Raw genomic sequence first — 16,564 nt, 5'->3', positions numbered from 1 at the left:
GGCAAAACCGCCAGAGGCTGCTTGCGAGCTTCGTGGCGGGCTCTGGCGAGAAAACCGGCCGCGGGTTCAGGCTCCTGGCAGCTTGCGAGCTTTCGCCCTGCTTCGCCTCTCAGCCATCGCCGAAGCTTCGCGTCACCAACCGGTTCAGCCTTTCGGCGAACGCACTGGCGTCTGTGGGGCGCTCGCCGTCCAGGACGCGGGCGGTGTCCAGGAGCAGGTGGGCTACGTCGTTGCGCAGGCCATCATCCTCGACGGACGCGAGGGCTGAGACCATCGCATGGCGAGGGTTGACCTCGAGGATCGGCTTGGCCGCGCTGTCGACCCGGCCGGCGGCGCTGAGCAAGCGTTCGAACTGGCGATCCGGCCCCTTGTCCGATGCAACAAGGCAGACCGCGCTCTCGGTCAATCGGTCGGAGGAGCGGACATCAGCGACCTCGTCAGCCAAGATTTCTTTCATCGACGCGAGCAGGACGCCGATCGTCTCATCCGTTTCAGCGGAAGAAGGCGCTGCGCCGTCGAGCAGCGGGATGAGACCGAGATCGGCCGCACCTTGGGTCACGGATTTGAACGGCTTGCCTTCGAAATCCGGCGCTGCCGAGGCCCAGAAGCTGTCGATCGGATCCGACAGCAGCAGCACCTCGATGCCGCGCGCGCGGAAGCCTTCGAGCTGCGGGGAGCTGGCGATCCGGGAGGCATCGTCGCCGGCGATGTAATAGATCGCGGTCTGGTTTTCCTTCAACGCGCCGAGATAGTCCTTGAGGCTACGCCAACTCTCGCCAGAAGCGGTCGTCCGGAAGCGAGCAAGGCCGAGCAGCTGTTCCCGGCGCTGGAAATCCTCGTAAAGCCCTTCCTTGATGACGACGCCGAAATTGTCCCAGATCAGGCGGAATGTGTCCGGTTCCTGTTCGGCCAGTTTCGCGAGATCGGCGAGGACACGGCTGGTGACGCCCTTCTTGATCGCACCCAGCAGCGCGCTGTCCTGGATCATCTCGCGAGAGACGTTGAGCGGCAGGTCGGCGGTGTCGACGATGCCGCGGACGAAGCGCAGGTAACGCGGAAGAAGCTCGGCCTCGTCCGTGATGAAGACGCGCTTCACATAGAGCTTGATCCTGCCCTTGCGATCGGCATCGAACAGGTCGAACGGACGCGCGCCCGGGACGAAGGCCAGCGCCGTATATTCGTGCAGGCCTTCCGCGCGAAAATGGATCGTGGCGGCGGGCTCGTCATATTGCCCCGCAACGCTGCGATAGAAATCGGCGTATTCGTCCTTGGTGATCTCGCTCTTCGGCCTGGTCCAGAGCGCGGCCCCGTCGGAGAGGGGTACCGCATCGGCTCCTGGCTCCGTGATCAGCGAGATCGGGACGGGCACATGGCCGGACTGTTCCTTGACGATGCGCTCCAGCGTCCAGCGCTCCGCATAGGTCTTGGCTTCCTCCATCAGGTGCAGCGTCACCCGCGTGCCGCGTGCCGGGGCGTCTTCCAGCGCCGCAGGCGCCACCGTGAACTCGCCCTTGCCGTCCGAGGACCAGGTCCAGGCTTCCGCGCTACCGGCGCGACGGCTGACGACCTCGACCTTCGCGGCGACCATGAAGGCGGAATAGAAGCCGACGCCGAACTGGCCGATGAGCTGCGCGCCGTCCTTGCCGTCGGCGGTCGCGACCCGCTCCATGAAACTGCGCGTGCCCGAGCGGGCGATCGTGCCGAGGGCCTCGACCATCTCGTCATGGCTCATGCCGATGCCGTTATCGGCGATGGTCAGCTTGCCGGCTTCGGGGTCGGCCGAGATGGTGATCGCAAGCTTCGGTTCGTCGCCCAGGAGCTCGGGCTTGCCGATCGCCTCGTAGCGCAGCTTCTCGCAAGCATCGGCTGCGTTCGAGATCAGCTCGCGCAGGAACACGTCACGGTCGGAATAGACCGAATGCACCATCATGTGGAGCAGGCGGGAGACGTCGGCTTCGAAGCTGCGATGCTCGGGCGTGGCGGTCGTTGTCATCAGGGTTTTCCGGATAGGGTTCTGATCAGGGCAAGTATGGCGTTCAATCGTGCGGTCGCGAACTCGCCCGCGCCGGGCAATTGGGCCTCGATGTGAGCGGCGACGGTTTGCCAGGTTGCGGATCCATCGCGCGTCATGACGGCCAAGAGATTGTCCTTGAGCCCGTATGTCGCGCTCTCGGCGTTGGTGATGAGCGCCTTGAAGCGGTCGGAAGGGGAGGTTTCCTTGGATAGCTGCGGGCCATCGGTCATATCGGATGCCAAATGCAATGGGGAGAAGGCAGGGGGCTTTACTCAGGTCTTCTGCTTAAGCCTTCTCGCGAAAGCGATCGATCGCGCGTCGCGCGAGATCATCTTCGTCGAGCGCCAAAGGGACCAGCGCAGCCACGATATAGGCGAGGTCGTTCCGTTCCTGTTCGTCCGAGCCTTCCGGAAGCGACGGCTTGAGCTCCGCCCATGCCTTTTCGAGAGCAGCCTCGGCACGGGCGAGGTCGATGGGATCGGTCAGCGATGAGAAGGGCATGGCTTCCCTCGGGATGCCTGGGCAATTACGGCGTCGGGGGAGGGCGCCGCGAGGCCGCGGCGCCCTCGTTTTCTCAATAGTCCATGCCGCCGGCCGGCATGGCGGGCACCGGATCCTTCTTCGGCGCCTCGGCGATCATCGCCTCGGTGGTGATCAGCAGACCTGCGACCGACGCCGCATCCTGGATCGCCGTGCGTACGACCTTGGTCGGGTCGATTATGCCGGCCTTGACCAGATCGCCATACTCGCCGGTCTGGGCGTCGTAGCCCCAGGCGTAGTCCTGCGACTCCAGCAGCTTGCCGACCACGACAGCGCCATCGCCGCCGGCATTCTCGACGATCTGGCGGGCCGGCGCGGTGATCGCCTTGCGGACGATCTCGACGCCGGTCTTCTGGTCGTCATTGCCGGGCACGAGCCCTTCGAGCGCCTTGACCGCGCGCAGCAGGGCGACGCCGCCGCCCGGCAGGATGCCTTCTTCCACCGCGGCACGGGTCGCGTTCAGGGCATCATCGACGCGATCCTTCTTCTCCTTGACCTCGACCTCGGTCGCGCCGCCGACGCGGATGACCGCGACGCCGCCGGCGAGCTTGGCCAGACGCTCCTGGAGCTTCTCGCGGTCGTAGTCCGAGGTGGTCTCCTCGATCTGCGCCCTGATCTGGGCGACCCGGGCGTCGATCTCCGCCTTCTTGCCGGCGCCGTCGACGATGGTGGTGTTCTCCTTCTCGATCCGGACCTTCTTGGCGCGGCCGAGCATGTCGAGCGTGACGGTTTCCAGCTTGATGCCGAGATCCTCGCTGATCGCGGTGCCGCCGGTGAGGATAGCGATATCCTCGAGCATGGCTTTGCGGCGGTCGCCGAAGCCCGGCGCCTTGACGGCGGCGATCTTAAGCCCGCCGCGGAGCTTGTTGACGACGAGCGTGGCGAGAGCCTCGCCCTCGACATCCTCCGCCACGATCAGCAGCGGCTTTCCGGTCTGCACGACCGCTTCCAACAGCGGCAGCATCGCCTGGAGACCCGAGAGCTTCTTCTCGTGGATCAGGATGTAAGGGTCTTCCAGCTCCGCGACCATTTTCTCGGTATTGGTCACGAAATAGGGCGAGAGATAGCCGCGGTCGAACTGCATGCCCTCGACGACATCGAGCTCGGTTTCGGCGGTCTTGGCTTCCTCGACGGTAATGACGCCCTCGTTGCCGACCTTCTTCATCGCCTCGGCGATCATCTCGCCGATCGTGCGGTCGCCATTGGCGGAGATGGTGCCGACCTGGGCGACCTCCTCCGACCCGGTGATGGCCTTGGAATGCTCGCCGAGAGACTTCGTCACGGCCTCGACGGCGAGATCGATGCCGCGCTTCAGGTCCATCGGGTTGATTCCGGCCGCGACCGCCTTGGCACCTTCACGGACGATCGCCTGCGCGAGCACGGTCGCGGTCGTGGTGCCGTCGCCCGCCGCATCGTTCTGCTTCGAAGCGACTTCGCGCACCATCTGGGCGCCCATGTTCTCGAACTTGTCGGAAAGCTCGATCTCCTTGGCGACGGTGACGCCGTCCTTGGTGATGCGGGGCGCACCGAACGACTTCTCGATCACGACATTGCGGCCCTTGGGACCCAGCGTGACCTTCACGGCATTCGCCAGCGTGTCGACGCCGCGCAGCATCCGCTCGCGCGCGTCCTGCGAAAACTTCACGTCCTTCGCAGCCATGATTCCTCACTCCTTCAGACTTGAGGTTTCAGGTTGATGATGTGGATGAGGCCCCGTCAGGCGGCCTTCTTGAGGGCCGCAGTCGTCTCGACGACGCCCATGATGTCGGACTCCTTCATGATCAGAAGGTCCTGGCCGTCGATCTTGACCTCGGTGCCGCTCCATTTGCCGAAGAGCACGCGGTCGCCGACCTTGACGTCGGGCGGCACGAGCTTGCCGCTCTCGTCGCGCGCGCCGGCACCGACGGCGACGACCTCGCCCTCCTGCGGCTTCTCCTTGGCGGTGTCGGGGATGATGATCCCGCCCTTGGTCTTCTCCTCGGCGTCGATGCGCTTCAGGACGACGCGGTCATGCAGTGGCCGAAACTTCATGAGTTCCTCCAATTTCCATGTCGGTCACATGTCAAAGCGGGCCGGCCCTGTGCGGGTCTCGCGGCGAGGTTCCGCGCGCCCCTGAGGCGCCGTGCCCGCGCGATGATTTGGGTTGCCAAATTTTTGCCTTCAAGAGGCCGGCAGCACTTTTTTTGACCGAGTGCTAACAGTCTGAAAAGGCGCCATAAACGCAACTTTTCAGCTTGCCAAGGCGTTGGAAATTCGCTGCCATCGGAGCAGTGAAACCAGGGAGCTGAAAGGAATGGCTTCGACCGACTTCGCCCGCCAGATCGCCGGCTACGGATTGACCACCGCCGGGATTCTCTACCGTCTTCCCGACCACCCTTCGATCCTGCAGGAATACATCTGGCAGGACTACGATCTCGCCCCGCGCTTCCCCGAGCTCAACAAGTTCCTCGCCTTCTGGCAGGCCAAGCTCGAGGGCAAGCTGTTCCGCATTACCGTGGCTCACAAGGACCTGATCGGTCCTGCCGACCTCAGTGCGGTCAGCGGCGAATTCCGGCTCCAATGACGTCGATGTTGCGACGGGCTTGATCATGGCGGCTCCCATCCCAAATGATGGCAAGCCGCCCACAGCGACAGCGCGCTCGACGCGGCGATCAACCAAACCGGATCCATGTTGCTTCCAGGAGGATATGGCTATGGCAATGTTGGCACTCGCTCCCCACCGAGGGAGGACCGCATGACGACATCAGATGATTTCGAGAGGCCGGTGGTGATCCTGACCGGGCTCGGGCACCCGGCGGCGATCGCGTCCGCCATGGAGGCCTATATGTTCCTCGCCGACTGGCCTGCGAGCAGGCGCGATGCAGTCCACGGCTTGGCGCTGAAGGCCTGCCTGGCGGCTATCCGCGGCGAGATCGAAGCGGATACGGCCCGCGGCCTGTTCGCGTCATGGGCGGAAAGGCACGATCTTCTCGCGCCCGACATCGCCGCTTTCGCCGGCAGCCGGAGGGAAGGCTCGCGCGGGCACGCCTGACAAAGGGCCCGGCGCCGGGCTGGGGGCCGGGCGATTTTGAGGCGAAGCTCCGTTGCCTACCGTTTCGATGGGGGCTTTTGAGTCACGGTGTCTCGCTCCCGCCCAAACAGCGCAATGGTGGCGTCGAAGAGTGCTTTTGCATGCCTCTCCGCGGGCAAGCCGGTGTTAGGCACCTCGACCGACAGCGTCGCGTCCGAAGGAACCGCGCGCAGGAGGTCCTGCAACGGTAGAGCGCCCTGACCGGGGAACAGCCGCCCGCCGCGTGCCTCGGCGACGAGCGCAGCATTATCGGAGGGGCGTTCGGCGACCGCGTCGCAAAGCTGGACGCTCCGGACCAGTTCCTTCGATACGCTCCGCAGGTCCGCTGGAACCGCGCCGGAGCGCGACAGATGCAGCGCATCGATCAGGACGCTGATATTTGTCCTCCGCGTGGCCTCGACGGCGTCGGCGGCTGCCGCCAGCGTGCCGATCCGGCGCCATGGCATGATTTCCAGATCGACAGCCATCCCGAACTCTGCTGCCAGTTCGGCAAGCGCGGTCAAATTCGCGGCAAAGCGGCTCCTGTCCGGGTCGTCCCCGCAGACGCTGAGGCGGCGGGCGCCGAGCTCGCCGGCACTCTCCAGGACGGGCAGAAGCTCGGAAGCCGAGAACGCTTCGTCGATCACGACGAATTCGATATCGTATACGGCGATCCCCGCCTGTTGCAGGGCCACCTTGACCGAGCGCATCTCCGCACTGCCTGGGCGCAGAGTGTAGAACGGCGCGCTCTGGAACGCCGGATGAAGCCGCAAGCCCACGGCGGCGTAGCCGATCTCGCCAGAAAGGCGCACGAATTCGAGCGGGGGCACCTCGATACAGGAGAAATGCGCGATGCCCAGCGGCGGCATGATGTCCGTCATGGGGCGATCCTGTCCGCGAGGTGACTGGCCAGATTGCTGCCAGTCCGTTGGATGTGCTCGCGCAGACGCGCGCAGGCGAATTCGGCGTCGCGCGCCGCCGCCCCCTGAGCAATCTCGCTATGCTCCATTCCCACATTGCGATCCCCGGAGGTGCTCACGAGAAAGCTGCGACGATAGCGGTCGTTGAGATTGAGGAGCGTCCTGCAGAAGCCCAGCAGCAACGGCATGCCACAGCCGGAGAGCAGGCTCAGATGAAAGTCGCGGTGGAGCGCTTCCCAGTGCTCCAGCGTTGCGGGGTCGGCTGCATTGCGCTCGGCCGTGTTGAGCCGATGGAGCGCCCGCATCACATCGCCTTCCCATTCAGGCGGCGCGCTTGCGATCGCCTGACGCAAGGCAAGGGCCTCGAACTCCCCGCGCAATCGCGTGATCTCGCGAAGGTTCGACACCGAGACCGGCGCGACGCGATAGCCGCGATTGTCCTCGAAGGTCACGAGCCCATCCGGGATCAGTCGCGCCAAAGCCTCCCGCAACGGGCTGAGGGATACCGAAAAAATCTCGCGCGCCCGGAGGAGATTGATCTTGGCGCCGGCCTCGAGCTGCCCAGAGACGATCGCCTCCCGCAGACGCTCGACCAACTGGCTGGCTATGGTGTTCTTGCCGTCGTCGATGAACGCCGCCTGCCACGAGCCCCCGGGGGCCGGCTCGCTTTCTGCCACCAGTTCCAAAGGCCCTGCATTCTTCGGCACGTCGACAAGCCCCAAGTTCGAGCCTTTCATGAGCTCTGGCTCAATCAAATAAACGATTATTGTAAGCTAATCCAGCCGGTAGATGCCGTTTTTCGGCGAGAAAGATCGGGATTTGCTTCATTTGAGCGCGGAATAGCGAAGTGCGTTCGAATCCGCAATTGACAGATTATCGATTATTTTAGATAAGCCGTTGGTTCGAAGGAGATGCGCGATCATGCTCATAGAGCGTCAGCAGGACGTCACATCGGCGGCGCTGGAGGTCATGGCGCGGACGCGGGAACCGCGGATGCGGGAGATCATGATCTCGCTGGTTAAGCATCTGCACGGCTTTGTTCGCGACGTGCGTCTCACCGAGGCCGAGTTCCGCGACGCGACCGCCCTCCTGAACGAAATCGGCGCCCTCGCTTCCGACACGCATAACGAGTTCGTGCTGATGGCCGGCTCGCTCGGCGTTTCGTCGCTCGTTTGCCTTTTGAATAATGGCGACGGCGGCAACACCGAAACTTCGCAATCGCTCCTCGGGCCATTCTGGCGGCTGAACGCGCCGCGTGTCGAGAATGGTGGCTCGATCGTGCGTTCCGACACGCCCGGCGATCCGCTCTTCGTCCAAGCCCGGGTGGTGGACGGCGTGGGGCAGCCTATCGAGGGCGCGGAGGTCGATATCTGGCATGCCTCGCCGGTCGGACTCTACGAGAACCAGGACCCCGAGCAGGCCGAGATGAACCTGCGCGGCAAGTTCATGACCGACCCCGACGGCCGTTTCTGGTTCCGCTCGGTAATGATGGTGGGCTATCCGATCCCGACGGGCGGCGTGGTCGGCCGCCTCCTCAAGGCACAGGACCGCCATCCGATGCGCCCGGCGCATCTGCATGCGCTGATCTTCAAGCCCGGCTTCAAAGTGCTGATCTCGCAGGTCTATGATCCGAACGACCCGCACATCGAATCCGACGTTCAGTTCGGCGTGACCAAGGCGCTGATCGGCGACTTCGTCCGCCACGAGGAGCCGCACCCGGCGGCGTCGGGCGTCGCAGCGCCCTGGTACTCGCTCGACTACACCTACGTCATGGAGCCGGGCGAGGCCGTCCTGCCGCGGCCGCCGATCAAGTAGGACCGGAAGGAGCCTTCGCATGCTGACCGAAGAAGACCGCCGCAAGGCCGCGGAAGCGATCCTCAAGGCAGAGCGCGAGCGCGTGCCCTGCGTACAGCTGTCGAAAACATTCCCCGACATGGAGATCGCCGACGCCTACCGCGTTCAGGATCTCTGGGCGGAAGCGCGGATCGCGAGCGGCGCCCGGCTCGCCGGTCACAAGATCGGCCTGACATCACGCGCCATGCAGATGGCCTCGAAAATCACCGAGCCAGATTACGGGCGCATCCTCGACGACGCACTCTACAATGACGGCGCCCGGATCAAGGCCGATCTGTTCATCAAGCCCAGGCTTGAGGTCGAACTGGCTTTCATCATGGGAGAGGACCTCTCGGGTCCCGCATGTCGCGTCCATGACGTGATGCGGGCGACCGAGTTCGTCGTACCGGCTCTGGAGATCATCGACTATCGCACCGAGGTTCCCCGCGCGATCGTCGACACCATGGCCGACAACGCGGCATTCGGCGCAATCGTTCTCGGTGGCCGTACGATCCGCCCCTTCGACGTCGATGTTCGTTGGATCGGCGCGACGCTCTCGCAGAACGGCATCATCGAGGAATCCGGCGTCTCGGCAGCCATTATGGGGCATCCGGCCGCGGGCATCGCCTGGCTTGTCAATAAGCTCCATGACGTCGGCGCAGGCTTGAAGAAGGGGCAAGTGGTCCTCGGCGGCTCTTTCACCCGGCCGGTCGATATCAAGAAGGGCGACGTGATCCATGCTGATTACGGCCCGCTCGGTGCCATCGGCGTGTCGTTCGTCTAGAGTCCCCAGTGATCGGCCGGCCGGCGCGCCGTGTTCCGGGCCGTTGAAAGCCGGTGGCATGCACGCCCGGCTCCGTCGACGAGATCGAGAGCGCCGCCTTGCGCGACGCCATCGAGCACTATCGCTGCGTCACGGAACGCTGGATAGGTCGCGAGGCGTCATCCGTCCGTCTCACGTCTGACGATCAGCTTGAGCGATCGGATCCCAGAAGCGCCAATCGGCCGACAACACCTTCGCCATCGAGCATCTCGGCCGCGTCGCCGTCCAGGCGGTGCCGCCAGTTCGGCTTTTCGAAGGTCGTGCCCGGGACATTGGGCTGCACGCGCAGGCCCAGGGCATCCTCGATCGGCACGATCTTCATCATGCAGGGCGTCGCCGCGACATAGCGGATCGCCGCGTCGACCACCGGGTCGGTATCTCCGGGGGCCGGGCGTTCGCCGTCTGCCAGGCCCGCATCCCTGAACGCACCCCAGAGCACGCCGCGATCCCAGGCCCTTGCATCTTCTGCCTCGCTCGTGTCGCCCGGCGCATCGATATCGGAGCCCGCCCACCAGCCGGCCGTCGGCACGAGGTCATGGGTAGTGGTCACGGCCACCGCATCGCGGTCCCAATCCGGAGGTCGGACATAGCCGTGCTGGGTGCGTTCGAAGCGCAGGACGCGCAGGCCCGCCACGCCCTGCTCGCGCAGATAGTCGCGGAAGCCATAGGGCAGGGTGCCCAAATCCTCGCCGATGACGATGGCGCGATGGCGCCAGGATTCGAGAGCGATCAGGCGGAACAGCGTCTCTGACGGAAAGCTGACATAGGCACCGTCGAGCGCGCTGGCACCTTCCGGGATGAGCCAGAGACGGCTCATGCCCATGACATGGTCGATCCGGATGCCGCCGACGTGGCGCAGGCACGCCCGCAACGTCTCGATGAAGGGAGCGTAGCCGCTGGCCGCGAGGCCTCGCGGGGAGAAGGTGGTCAGCGCCCAGTTCTGGCCGTCGGCTGCGTAATAATCGGGCGGTGCGCCGATGCTCAACCCGTGCAGCACCTCGTCCTGGCGGCTCCATGCGTGGCTGCCGGCGCCATCCATGCCGATGGCGAGATCGGCGATGAGCCCGACCGTCATGCCGGCTTCCCGGCAGACGCGCTGAGCAGCGCCATAGGACAGGCTCGTCAGCCATTGCAGGAAGATCTGATAGCGGATCTCACCAGCATGGGCCTCGGCGAAGGCCGCGACCTGCGGACCGTCGGGATCGCGATAGCCGGGCTGCCACTCGCGCCAGGATCGCATGGTCGGGTCGCGCGCCAGCTCGCTCGCATGCAGGACCTCGAAGATCGCGTGGGAGCGCAGGAGGGACGAGGCTTCCGCGGCATAGCGCTCGAAGGCGGCGCGGCTTTCTCCGGCCTTGTCCAATTGCTCGAAGAGCGCGCGCAGGAAACGTTGCCGCAGCGGCGTCGCGGCCGGCCAGTCGATCTGGTCGAGCTTGGAGAGCCGTTCCATCTCCTCGGCAAGGCCTGCCTGTGCGGCAAGGGTCGATATCAGGCCGTCCGGGAACGCGGCGGCAGGATCGGCGTGCAGCGGATTGTAGAACAGCCGCGTCGAGGGCGAGTACGGACTGAACTGGCCGGGCAAGGCGCCGTAGAGCGCATGAACCGGGCTGATCGCCAGCGCATCGGCCCCGCGGCGGGCGGCGGCCCGGCCCAGCGCGCCGACGCCCGCGAAATTGCCGATACCGCCGTCATAGGCGCTGCGCAGCGAATAGATCTGCGCCGCGAGCCCCCAGCCTGGGCGCCCTCCAGAGAGGTCGGAGAAGGTGATGCAGCGCGCCGGGGCGACCGCAACGGTGATCGTTTCGGCCCCGAGCTGGATGGTGTGGTAGCCGGGTTGGTCGAACGCAGGCAGAAGCAGCCGGTCGTCGGCTCTTCGCGCCCTGAGGACGCGCCGCGATCCATCTTCCAGGACCACCTCGATCGGAGTGTCCTCGCCGGCGGTGGGCAGGTCGACCGGCTGTCCGACGCGGGCGGTCAGGAAGCGCGCCGATCCCGACATGGGAAGGGTTTCGACGGCGGCCAGGGAATTGCGCAGCGCTTTATCGGTTTCGGCGGGCAGGCCGAGCGCGCCGAGGATCGCGCGCAGGCTCTCCGGCGTGACCTGGCGCAACGCGCCGGTCTGGTCGGTCCACTCCGGCGCGATGCCGGCGCGGGCGGCGAGCTGCCGCAGGATGTCGTCCGTCATCGCGCGCCGCCCCCGGCATTGCCCGACCCCGCATGTTCCAGCACGAGGAGCGCGAGAGGCGGCAGGGTCAACGACAGCGATTGCGCCTGTCCATGGGAGGGGATGGACTCGGCCATCGCCTGTCCGCCATTGCCCAGCCCGGAACCGCCATAGATGTTAGCGTCGCTGTTGAGCCGCTCGGTCCAAAATCCAGAGGCCGCGACGCCGACACGATAATCGTGACGCGGCACGGGCGTCATGTTCGCGATCACCAGCAGCGGCGGCCGGCCGTCGCCGGCCGAGCGGGTGAAGGCGAAGACGGCATTGGGCTGATCGTCGGCGATGACCCAGCCGAAGCCCTCCGGGCTGTGGTCGAGGCGGTGCAGGCTAGGATGGCTGCGATAGAGTCGATTGAGATCCCGCACCAGTTGCATGGTCCCGCGACGCCGGCCGTCATCATCGGCGGGCCAGGGGAAGGGCGCATCGACATTCCATTCCTCCTCCTGGCCGAACTCGCAGCCCATGAACAGCAGCTTCTTGCCGGGATGGGTCCACATCATGGAAAGGCATAGCCGCAGATTGGCGAAGCGCTGCCAGTCGTCGCCCGGCATGCGGGCGATGAGCGAGCCTTTGCCGTGCACCACCTCGTCATGCGAGATCGGCAGCACGAAGTTCTCGGAGAAGGCGTAGATCAATCCGAAGGTGACGTCATCGCCGTGATGGCCGCGATGGATCGGGTCCCGCGCGAAATAGCGCAGCGTGTCGTGCATCCAGCCCATGTTCCATTTGAAGTGGAAGCCGAGCCCGCCATGGTGGACCGGCGCCGTCACGCCCGGCCAGGCGGTCGATTCCTCCGCGATGGTGATGGCGCCGCGCGTGCGCGCTCCGACAAGGGTGTTGAGCTCCTGGAAGAAGGAGATCGCCTCGAAATTCTCGCGCCCGCCGAGATGGTTCGGCACCCATTCGCCGGGCTCGCGGCTGTAGTCGCGATAGAGCATGGATGCGACCGCATCGACACGCAGCCCGTCGAGGTGGAACGTCTCCAGCCACCACAGCGCCGAGGCGATCAGGAAACCGCGGACCTCGCGCCGGCCGACATTGTAGATCAGCGTGTTCCAGTCGCGGTGGAAGCCCTGGCGGGGGTCCTCGTGCTCGTAGAGGGCCGTGCCGTCGAAGCGTGCGAGGCCGTGCTCGTCCGAGGGGAAATGCGCCGGCACCCAATCCAGGATCACGCCGATGCCGGCGGCATGGCAGCGGTCGACGAAGCGGGCGAAGGCCTCGGGCGGGCCGAGCCTTGCCGTGGGCGCAAAGAGACCGAGCGGCTGATAGCCCCATGAGCCGCCGAAGGGATGCTCGGTGATCGGCAGGAGCTCGACATGGCTGAAACCCATGTGCTCCAGATAGGGGATCAGCCTGTCGCTGGCCTCGTCCCAGCTACCCATGCGGCCCCATTCGGTCCTCAGCCAGGAGCCGACATGGACCTCGTAGATCGAGAGCGGCTCGGCCATCGGTGTCGAACGCTCGCGCTTTGCCAGCCACGCGGCATCGCTCCAGGCGAAATCCGGGGTGGCGGCGACGATCGAGCCGGTGCGCGGCGGCTCCTCTTGCCGGCGTCCGAGCGGATCGGCCTTCCAGGGGAGCTTTTCGCCGTTCGGTCCGGTGATCGCGTATTTGTAGACGGCGCCAGGGCCGATGCCGGGGATGAACAGCTCCCAGATGCCGGGGCCGAGCCGGCGCCGCATCGGATGGCGGCGGGCATCCCAGCCGTTGAAATCCCCGACGACCGCGACATGCGAGGCATTCGGCGCCCAGACGGCGAACAGCACGCCGTCGACACCTTCGAACGACCACGGATTGGCCCCGAGCCGCGTCGAGAGGTCGAAATGACGCCCCTCGGCGAAGAGGTAGATATCATCCTCCGACAGCGACAGGCCGAAAGCGTAAGGGTCGGCCGCCTCGACGATGCCGTCCGGCCAGGAGATGCGCAGCCGGTAGGGGAGGTCAGGCGGCGCGGAGGCCTGGAAGACGCCGTCGCCCTGCGTGATCATCGGCACTGCGTTGCGGTCCTCGCCCTCTCCCGTGACGAGTTCGGCATAGTTGCAGCCGGGCAGGAAGGCCCGCACGAAGCTGCCGCCCGCGTACGCGTGGCGCCCGAGAATGGAGAACGGATCGGGATGGCGGCCTTCCTCCAGCAGCACGAGATCGTGTGGAGCCAAGGCGGGCAGGGGAGATGCAGACTGGCGCATAAATAGGCTTGTCCGGAAGCTAGGGGTGTTCCGCCCGAAAGGTGGAATCAGCGATGATGCAACGCAGCAGAAGGGGTGTGCGTTCCGCTTCCTCAGCATCGCGAAAACGCCGGGACGGGACGGGGAACCAACCACCCTGCATGCAGTTCATCCACCGCGTTTGAGCCCACGTCCACGGAGAAAGATGATGAGCAGGGAGCAGATCGTCCGCGATACCGCCTATGCGATCTGGGAGGCCGAGGGGAAGCCCGAGGGCCGGGATGCCCAGCACTGGCGCCTCGCCGAGGAGCGCGTCGCGGCCAGCACGGGCCAGCCTGCCAAGCCGGTCAAGGGCAAGGTGTCGTCGACTGCGAACGACAAGCCGAAAGTCTCGGAGCCTGTCAAAAAGGCCGCGATCAAGCCCGCGCCTGCCAACAAGACCGCGACGAAGGCGGCCGCGAGCAAATCCGCAGCGAAAGCGAAGAGCTGAGCCCCCGGGGTTCGGTGGCGGTGTCGAGCGTGCCATCTGCCTGAGTGTCGGGCGGCCGGTGATCGCTGACTGCCCCACAACTTCCATCATCAAGCGACAAGGGCGCGGGCATAGACATCCGCATAGCGGAAGCTCGGGCGGCGCCAGTCGAAGCGCTTGGCCATGGCGTGGTCCCGCATCTGCCGGAAGGCGCGCTTCGAGCGGAAGGCCTCGAGCGCGCGGGAGACCGCTCCAGTCAGCCCCGCCCCGGTGAGACTGGAGAACAGGAAGCCGGACAGCCCGTCCTCGATCGTATCGACCAGCCCGCCGGTGCGGTAGGCGATTGGCAGGGCGCCGGAGCGCTGCGCGTACATCTGGCTGAGGCCGCAGGGCTCGAAGCGTGAGGGCATCAGCAGGAAATCGCTGGCCGCGAACAGGCGCCGCGCCTCGCCATCGTCGAAACCGATCCGCGCGGCGACGGCGCGGGGATAACGCTTTGCCAGCTTCTCAACGGCTTCCTCGATGCGCGGCTCGCCACGCCCGGTCACCACGAGCTGGCCGCCCTGCGCCACGATGGTCTCTGCCGCCTCCAGCGACAAGTCGATGCCCTTCTGGTGCACGAGGCGGGAGATGATCGAGAAGAGTGGGCCGCGCGAATCCGGCAGCTCGAAAGTCCGGCGGATTTCGGCGGCGTTGCGCCGCTTCCACTGCCGGATGATCTGGTCTCCGGAGCGGCCGCCTTCGATCAGGGCATTCCAGCTGTCATCGATACCATTGACGATGCCGGTCAACCGGCCTTCGCTCATCCGCGTCTTGAGGAGACCGTCGAGGCCACAGCCATGCTCGACGGTGGTGATTTCGTTGGCATAGGTCTCGCTCACGGTGGTGACGTGCGAGCCGTAATAGATGCCGCTCTTCAGGAACGAGATCTTGCCGTGAAATTCGGAGCCGTTGATGTTGTAGGCGAGATCGGGAATGCCCAGAAGACGCATGCGCTGCGGGTGGTATAGCCCCTGATAGGCGAGGTTGTGGATCGTCAAGATCGAGGGCGTCTCCAACCCCTTCCAGCGCATGTAGCCAGGCGCGAGCGCGGACGGCCAGTCGTTGACATGGACGACATCAGGCTTCCAGTTCGGATCGGCCTCGCCGGCAGCGATTTCCGCTGCTGCGAGCGATAGCCGCCCGAAACGGATATCGTTGTCGCCGAAATCGCCGCCGCCGAAGGGGCCATAGGGCGATCCGTCGCGATCATAGAGCTCGTCGCAGAGCACGCTGTAGATGATCAGGCCATCGCTGGTGGTGAAGCGGCCGAGCGACCATGGCGGCAGGCCGGCGACCCGCGGCATCTGCCGGACGATATCCATCGCCGGCCTCGCCTTGCGAACCTGCCGGAAGCCGGGCAGCAGCACACGCACTTCGCAGAACTTGCGCAATTGCCGCGGCAGCGCGGTCGAGACCTCGCCGAGGCCGCCGGCCTTGATGAAGTCGCCCATCTCGGACGTGACGAACAGCAGCTTCGTGGTGGCGGCGATCGGTGAGGGGCGGTCGGCGATGTCGTCCTTGACGGCGGGCGCGTAATGCAAGGCGTGTCCGGACGTCGCGGGCAGGTTTCCGATCTCGGCCAGCTTCAGAATATCAGTCATCGTCACGCCCTCGGCATCCCGCGAAGCACAACAGGGCACTGATCCCGGAGTTCCCGTGCCATGGCGGAATATTTAGGCAAGAACGAGGCCAGCACTCCGGAACCGCTTTTAACGCAGCACGTTGCTGACATCACGACGAAGGCGGATCGTGCCACCAGGGGGCAATGCGGATCCCTTTTGCACTCTTGACGCGAAAGTACTGTGACATGGCGGAAGCGATATGATGGGCTTCGAGATCAAGCCCGGGCGGGCCTGCGAGCTGGGCGCCGTGTTCGACGGCGAGGGCACGAATTTCGCCTTGTTCTCCGCCCATGCCGAGCGGGTCGAGCTCTGCCTGTTTGACGAGAGCGGGCAGACCGAGACCGCGCGCATCACCCTGCCGGAATACACCGACGAAGTCTTCCACGGCTACCTGCCGGGCGTTGGGCCGGGGCAGCGCTACGGCTATCGCGTTCACGGCCGCTTCGCACCGGAGGAGGGGCATCGCTTCAACCCCAACAAGCTGCTGCTCGATCCCTATGCGCGGGAGTTTTCCGGCGCGGTCGACTGGAACGACGCGCATTACGGCTACGAGATCGGCGCCAAGGAAGACCGCGATCTCAGCTTCAGCGAGCTCGACAGCGCGCCCTACATGCCGAAATGCGTCGTGGTCGACTGGAAGGCCGATCTGAAGCGCCCGGCCGCGCCCGATATCGGCTGGGACCGCACCATCTTCTACGAGACGCATGTGCGCGGCTTCACCCGGTTGCACCCGGCCGTTCCGGAGGATCGGCGCGGCACCTTCGACGGCCTCGCCGAGCCGGCGGTGGTCGACTACATCAAGAGCCTCGGCGTCACCACGGTCGAGCTCCTGCCGGTGCATGCCTATCTCGACGACCATCACC

At 65.5% G+C, this 16,564-nt stretch carries 15 protein-coding genes and 1 pseudogene; 6 read left to right on the top strand and 10 right to left on the bottom strand.

The annotated features are described in order from the left end of the window. Positions 1-109 precede the first annotated feature (109 nt). The 5 genes from htpG to groES form a co-directional block, all read right to left on the bottom strand. Positions 110-1,993 carry a molecular chaperone HtpG gene (gene htpG, locus JHD80_RS18175; RefSeq protein ID WP_199090207.1) on the bottom strand — a complete coding sequence of 628 codons (1,884 nt, stop codon included), beginning with the start codon at positions 1,991-1,993 and terminating at the stop codon, positions 110-112. Beyond that, positions 1,993-2,244: a hypothetical protein gene (locus tag JHD80_RS18170; protein WP_199090205.1), complete on the bottom strand. Its 252-nt coding sequence runs from the start codon at positions 2,242-2,244 to the stop codon at positions 1,993-1,995. Before JHD80_RS18170 ends, htpG begins: the two co-directional genes overlap by 1 nt. Before the next feature lie 55 nt (positions 2,245-2,299). Beyond that, complete coding sequence (locus JHD80_RS18165) at positions 2,300-2,515, bottom strand: hypothetical protein (protein ID WP_199090203.1); 216 nt, start codon at positions 2,513-2,515, stop codon at positions 2,300-2,302. Between the two features lie 73 nt (positions 2,516-2,588). After that, the gene (gene groL, locus JHD80_RS18160; protein WP_199090201.1) at positions 2,589-4,214 is read right to left on the bottom strand and encodes a chaperonin GroEL; all 1,626 of its coding nucleotides are present in this window, start codon (positions 4,212-4,214) and stop codon (positions 2,589-2,591) included. Positions 4,215-4,270: 56 nt separating this feature from the next. Further along, entirely contained in the window at positions 4,271-4,585 is a 315-nt protein-coding gene (gene groES / locus JHD80_RS18155; RefSeq protein ID WP_199090200.1) for a co-chaperone GroES, read from the bottom strand. Positions 4,586-4,847: 262 nt separating this feature from the next. On the opposite strand from groES, the gene JHD80_RS18150 reads away from it, so the two are divergent. Together JHD80_RS18150 and JHD80_RS18145 are read left to right on the top strand one after the other, a co-directional pair. Next, on the top strand, positions 4,848-5,117 hold the full coding sequence (locus JHD80_RS18150) for an usg protein (protein ID WP_199090198.1): 270 nt from the start codon (positions 4,848-4,850) through the stop codon (positions 5,115-5,117). A 171-nt stretch (positions 5,118-5,288) separates the two neighbouring features. Further along, positions 5,289-5,585 carry a DUF982 domain-containing protein gene (locus JHD80_RS18145; protein WP_199090196.1) on the top strand — a complete coding sequence of 99 codons (297 nt, stop codon included), beginning with the start codon at positions 5,289-5,291 and terminating at the stop codon, positions 5,583-5,585. A gap of 56 nt (positions 5,586-5,641) precedes the next feature. Here JHD80_RS18145 and JHD80_RS18140 read toward each other — a convergent pair whose 3' ends face one another. Both JHD80_RS18140 and JHD80_RS18135 read right to left on the bottom strand, forming a co-directional pair. Continuing rightward, a complete protein-coding gene (locus tag JHD80_RS18140) occupies positions 5,642-6,484 on the bottom strand; it encodes a sugar phosphate isomerase/epimerase family protein (RefSeq protein ID WP_199090195.1) in 843 nt (280 codons plus the stop codon). Then, positions 6,481-7,260: a GntR family transcriptional regulator gene (locus JHD80_RS18135; RefSeq protein ID WP_199090193.1), complete on the bottom strand. Its 780-nt coding sequence runs from the start codon at positions 7,258-7,260 to the stop codon at positions 6,481-6,483. The genes JHD80_RS18140 and JHD80_RS18135 overlap by 4 nt, the downstream gene beginning before the upstream one ends. Before the next feature lie 184 nt (positions 7,261-7,444). On the opposite strand from JHD80_RS18135, the gene JHD80_RS18130 reads away from it, so the two are divergent. Continuing rightward, positions 7,445-8,338: a dioxygenase family protein gene (locus JHD80_RS18130; protein WP_199090186.1), complete on the top strand. Its 894-nt coding sequence runs from the start codon at positions 7,445-7,447 to the stop codon at positions 8,336-8,338. A gap of 19 nt (positions 8,339-8,357) precedes the next feature. Continuing rightward, positions 8,358-9,140, top strand: coding sequence for a 2-oxo-hept-4-ene-1,7-dioate hydratase (gene hpaH / locus JHD80_RS18125; RefSeq protein ID WP_199090184.1), 783 nt, complete (start codon positions 8,358-8,360; stop codon positions 9,138-9,140). 184 nt (positions 9,141-9,324) lie between these two features. On the opposite strand, the gene malQ is transcribed toward hpaH, so the two are convergent. Beyond that, positions 9,325-11,364 (bottom strand): 4-alpha-glucanotransferase, encoded by a 2,040-nt coding sequence (gene malQ, locus JHD80_RS18120; protein WP_199090182.1) that lies wholly within the window; start codon positions 11,362-11,364, stop codon positions 9,325-9,327. Next, positions 11,361-13,589, bottom strand: coding sequence for a 1,4-alpha-glucan branching protein GlgB (glgB, locus tag JHD80_RS18115; protein ID WP_199090180.1), 2,229 nt, complete (start codon positions 13,587-13,589; stop codon positions 11,361-11,363). The genes malQ and glgB overlap by 4 nt, the downstream gene beginning before the upstream one ends. Positions 13,590-13,776: 187 nt before the next feature. Here glgB and JHD80_RS18110 point away from each other — a divergent pair, with 187 nt between their 5' ends. Then, on the top strand, positions 13,777-14,058 hold the full coding sequence (locus tag JHD80_RS18110) for a DUF2934 domain-containing protein (RefSeq protein ID WP_199090178.1): 282 nt from the start codon (positions 13,777-13,779) through the stop codon (positions 14,056-14,058). An 89-nt stretch (positions 14,059-14,147) separates the two neighbouring features. Here JHD80_RS18110 and glgA read toward each other — a convergent pair whose 3' ends face one another. Next, positions 14,148-15,680, bottom strand: coding sequence for a glycogen synthase GlgA (gene glgA / locus JHD80_RS18105; protein ID WP_199090176.1), 1,533 nt, complete (start codon positions 15,678-15,680; stop codon positions 14,148-14,150). A 223-nt stretch (positions 15,681-15,903) separates the two neighbouring features. Between glgA and JHD80_RS18100 the strand changes: the two are divergent. Beyond that, a pseudogene (locus JHD80_RS18100) lies at positions 15,904-16,564 on the top strand (glycogen debranching protein GlgX); the annotation flags it as partial.

The organism is Allobosea sp. ASV33 (assembly GCF_016428755.1).
Taxonomy (GTDB): domain Bacteria; phylum Pseudomonadota; class Alphaproteobacteria; order Rhizobiales; family Beijerinckiaceae; genus Allobosea.
This window is presented reverse-complemented; position numbering and strand designations above follow the sequence as displayed.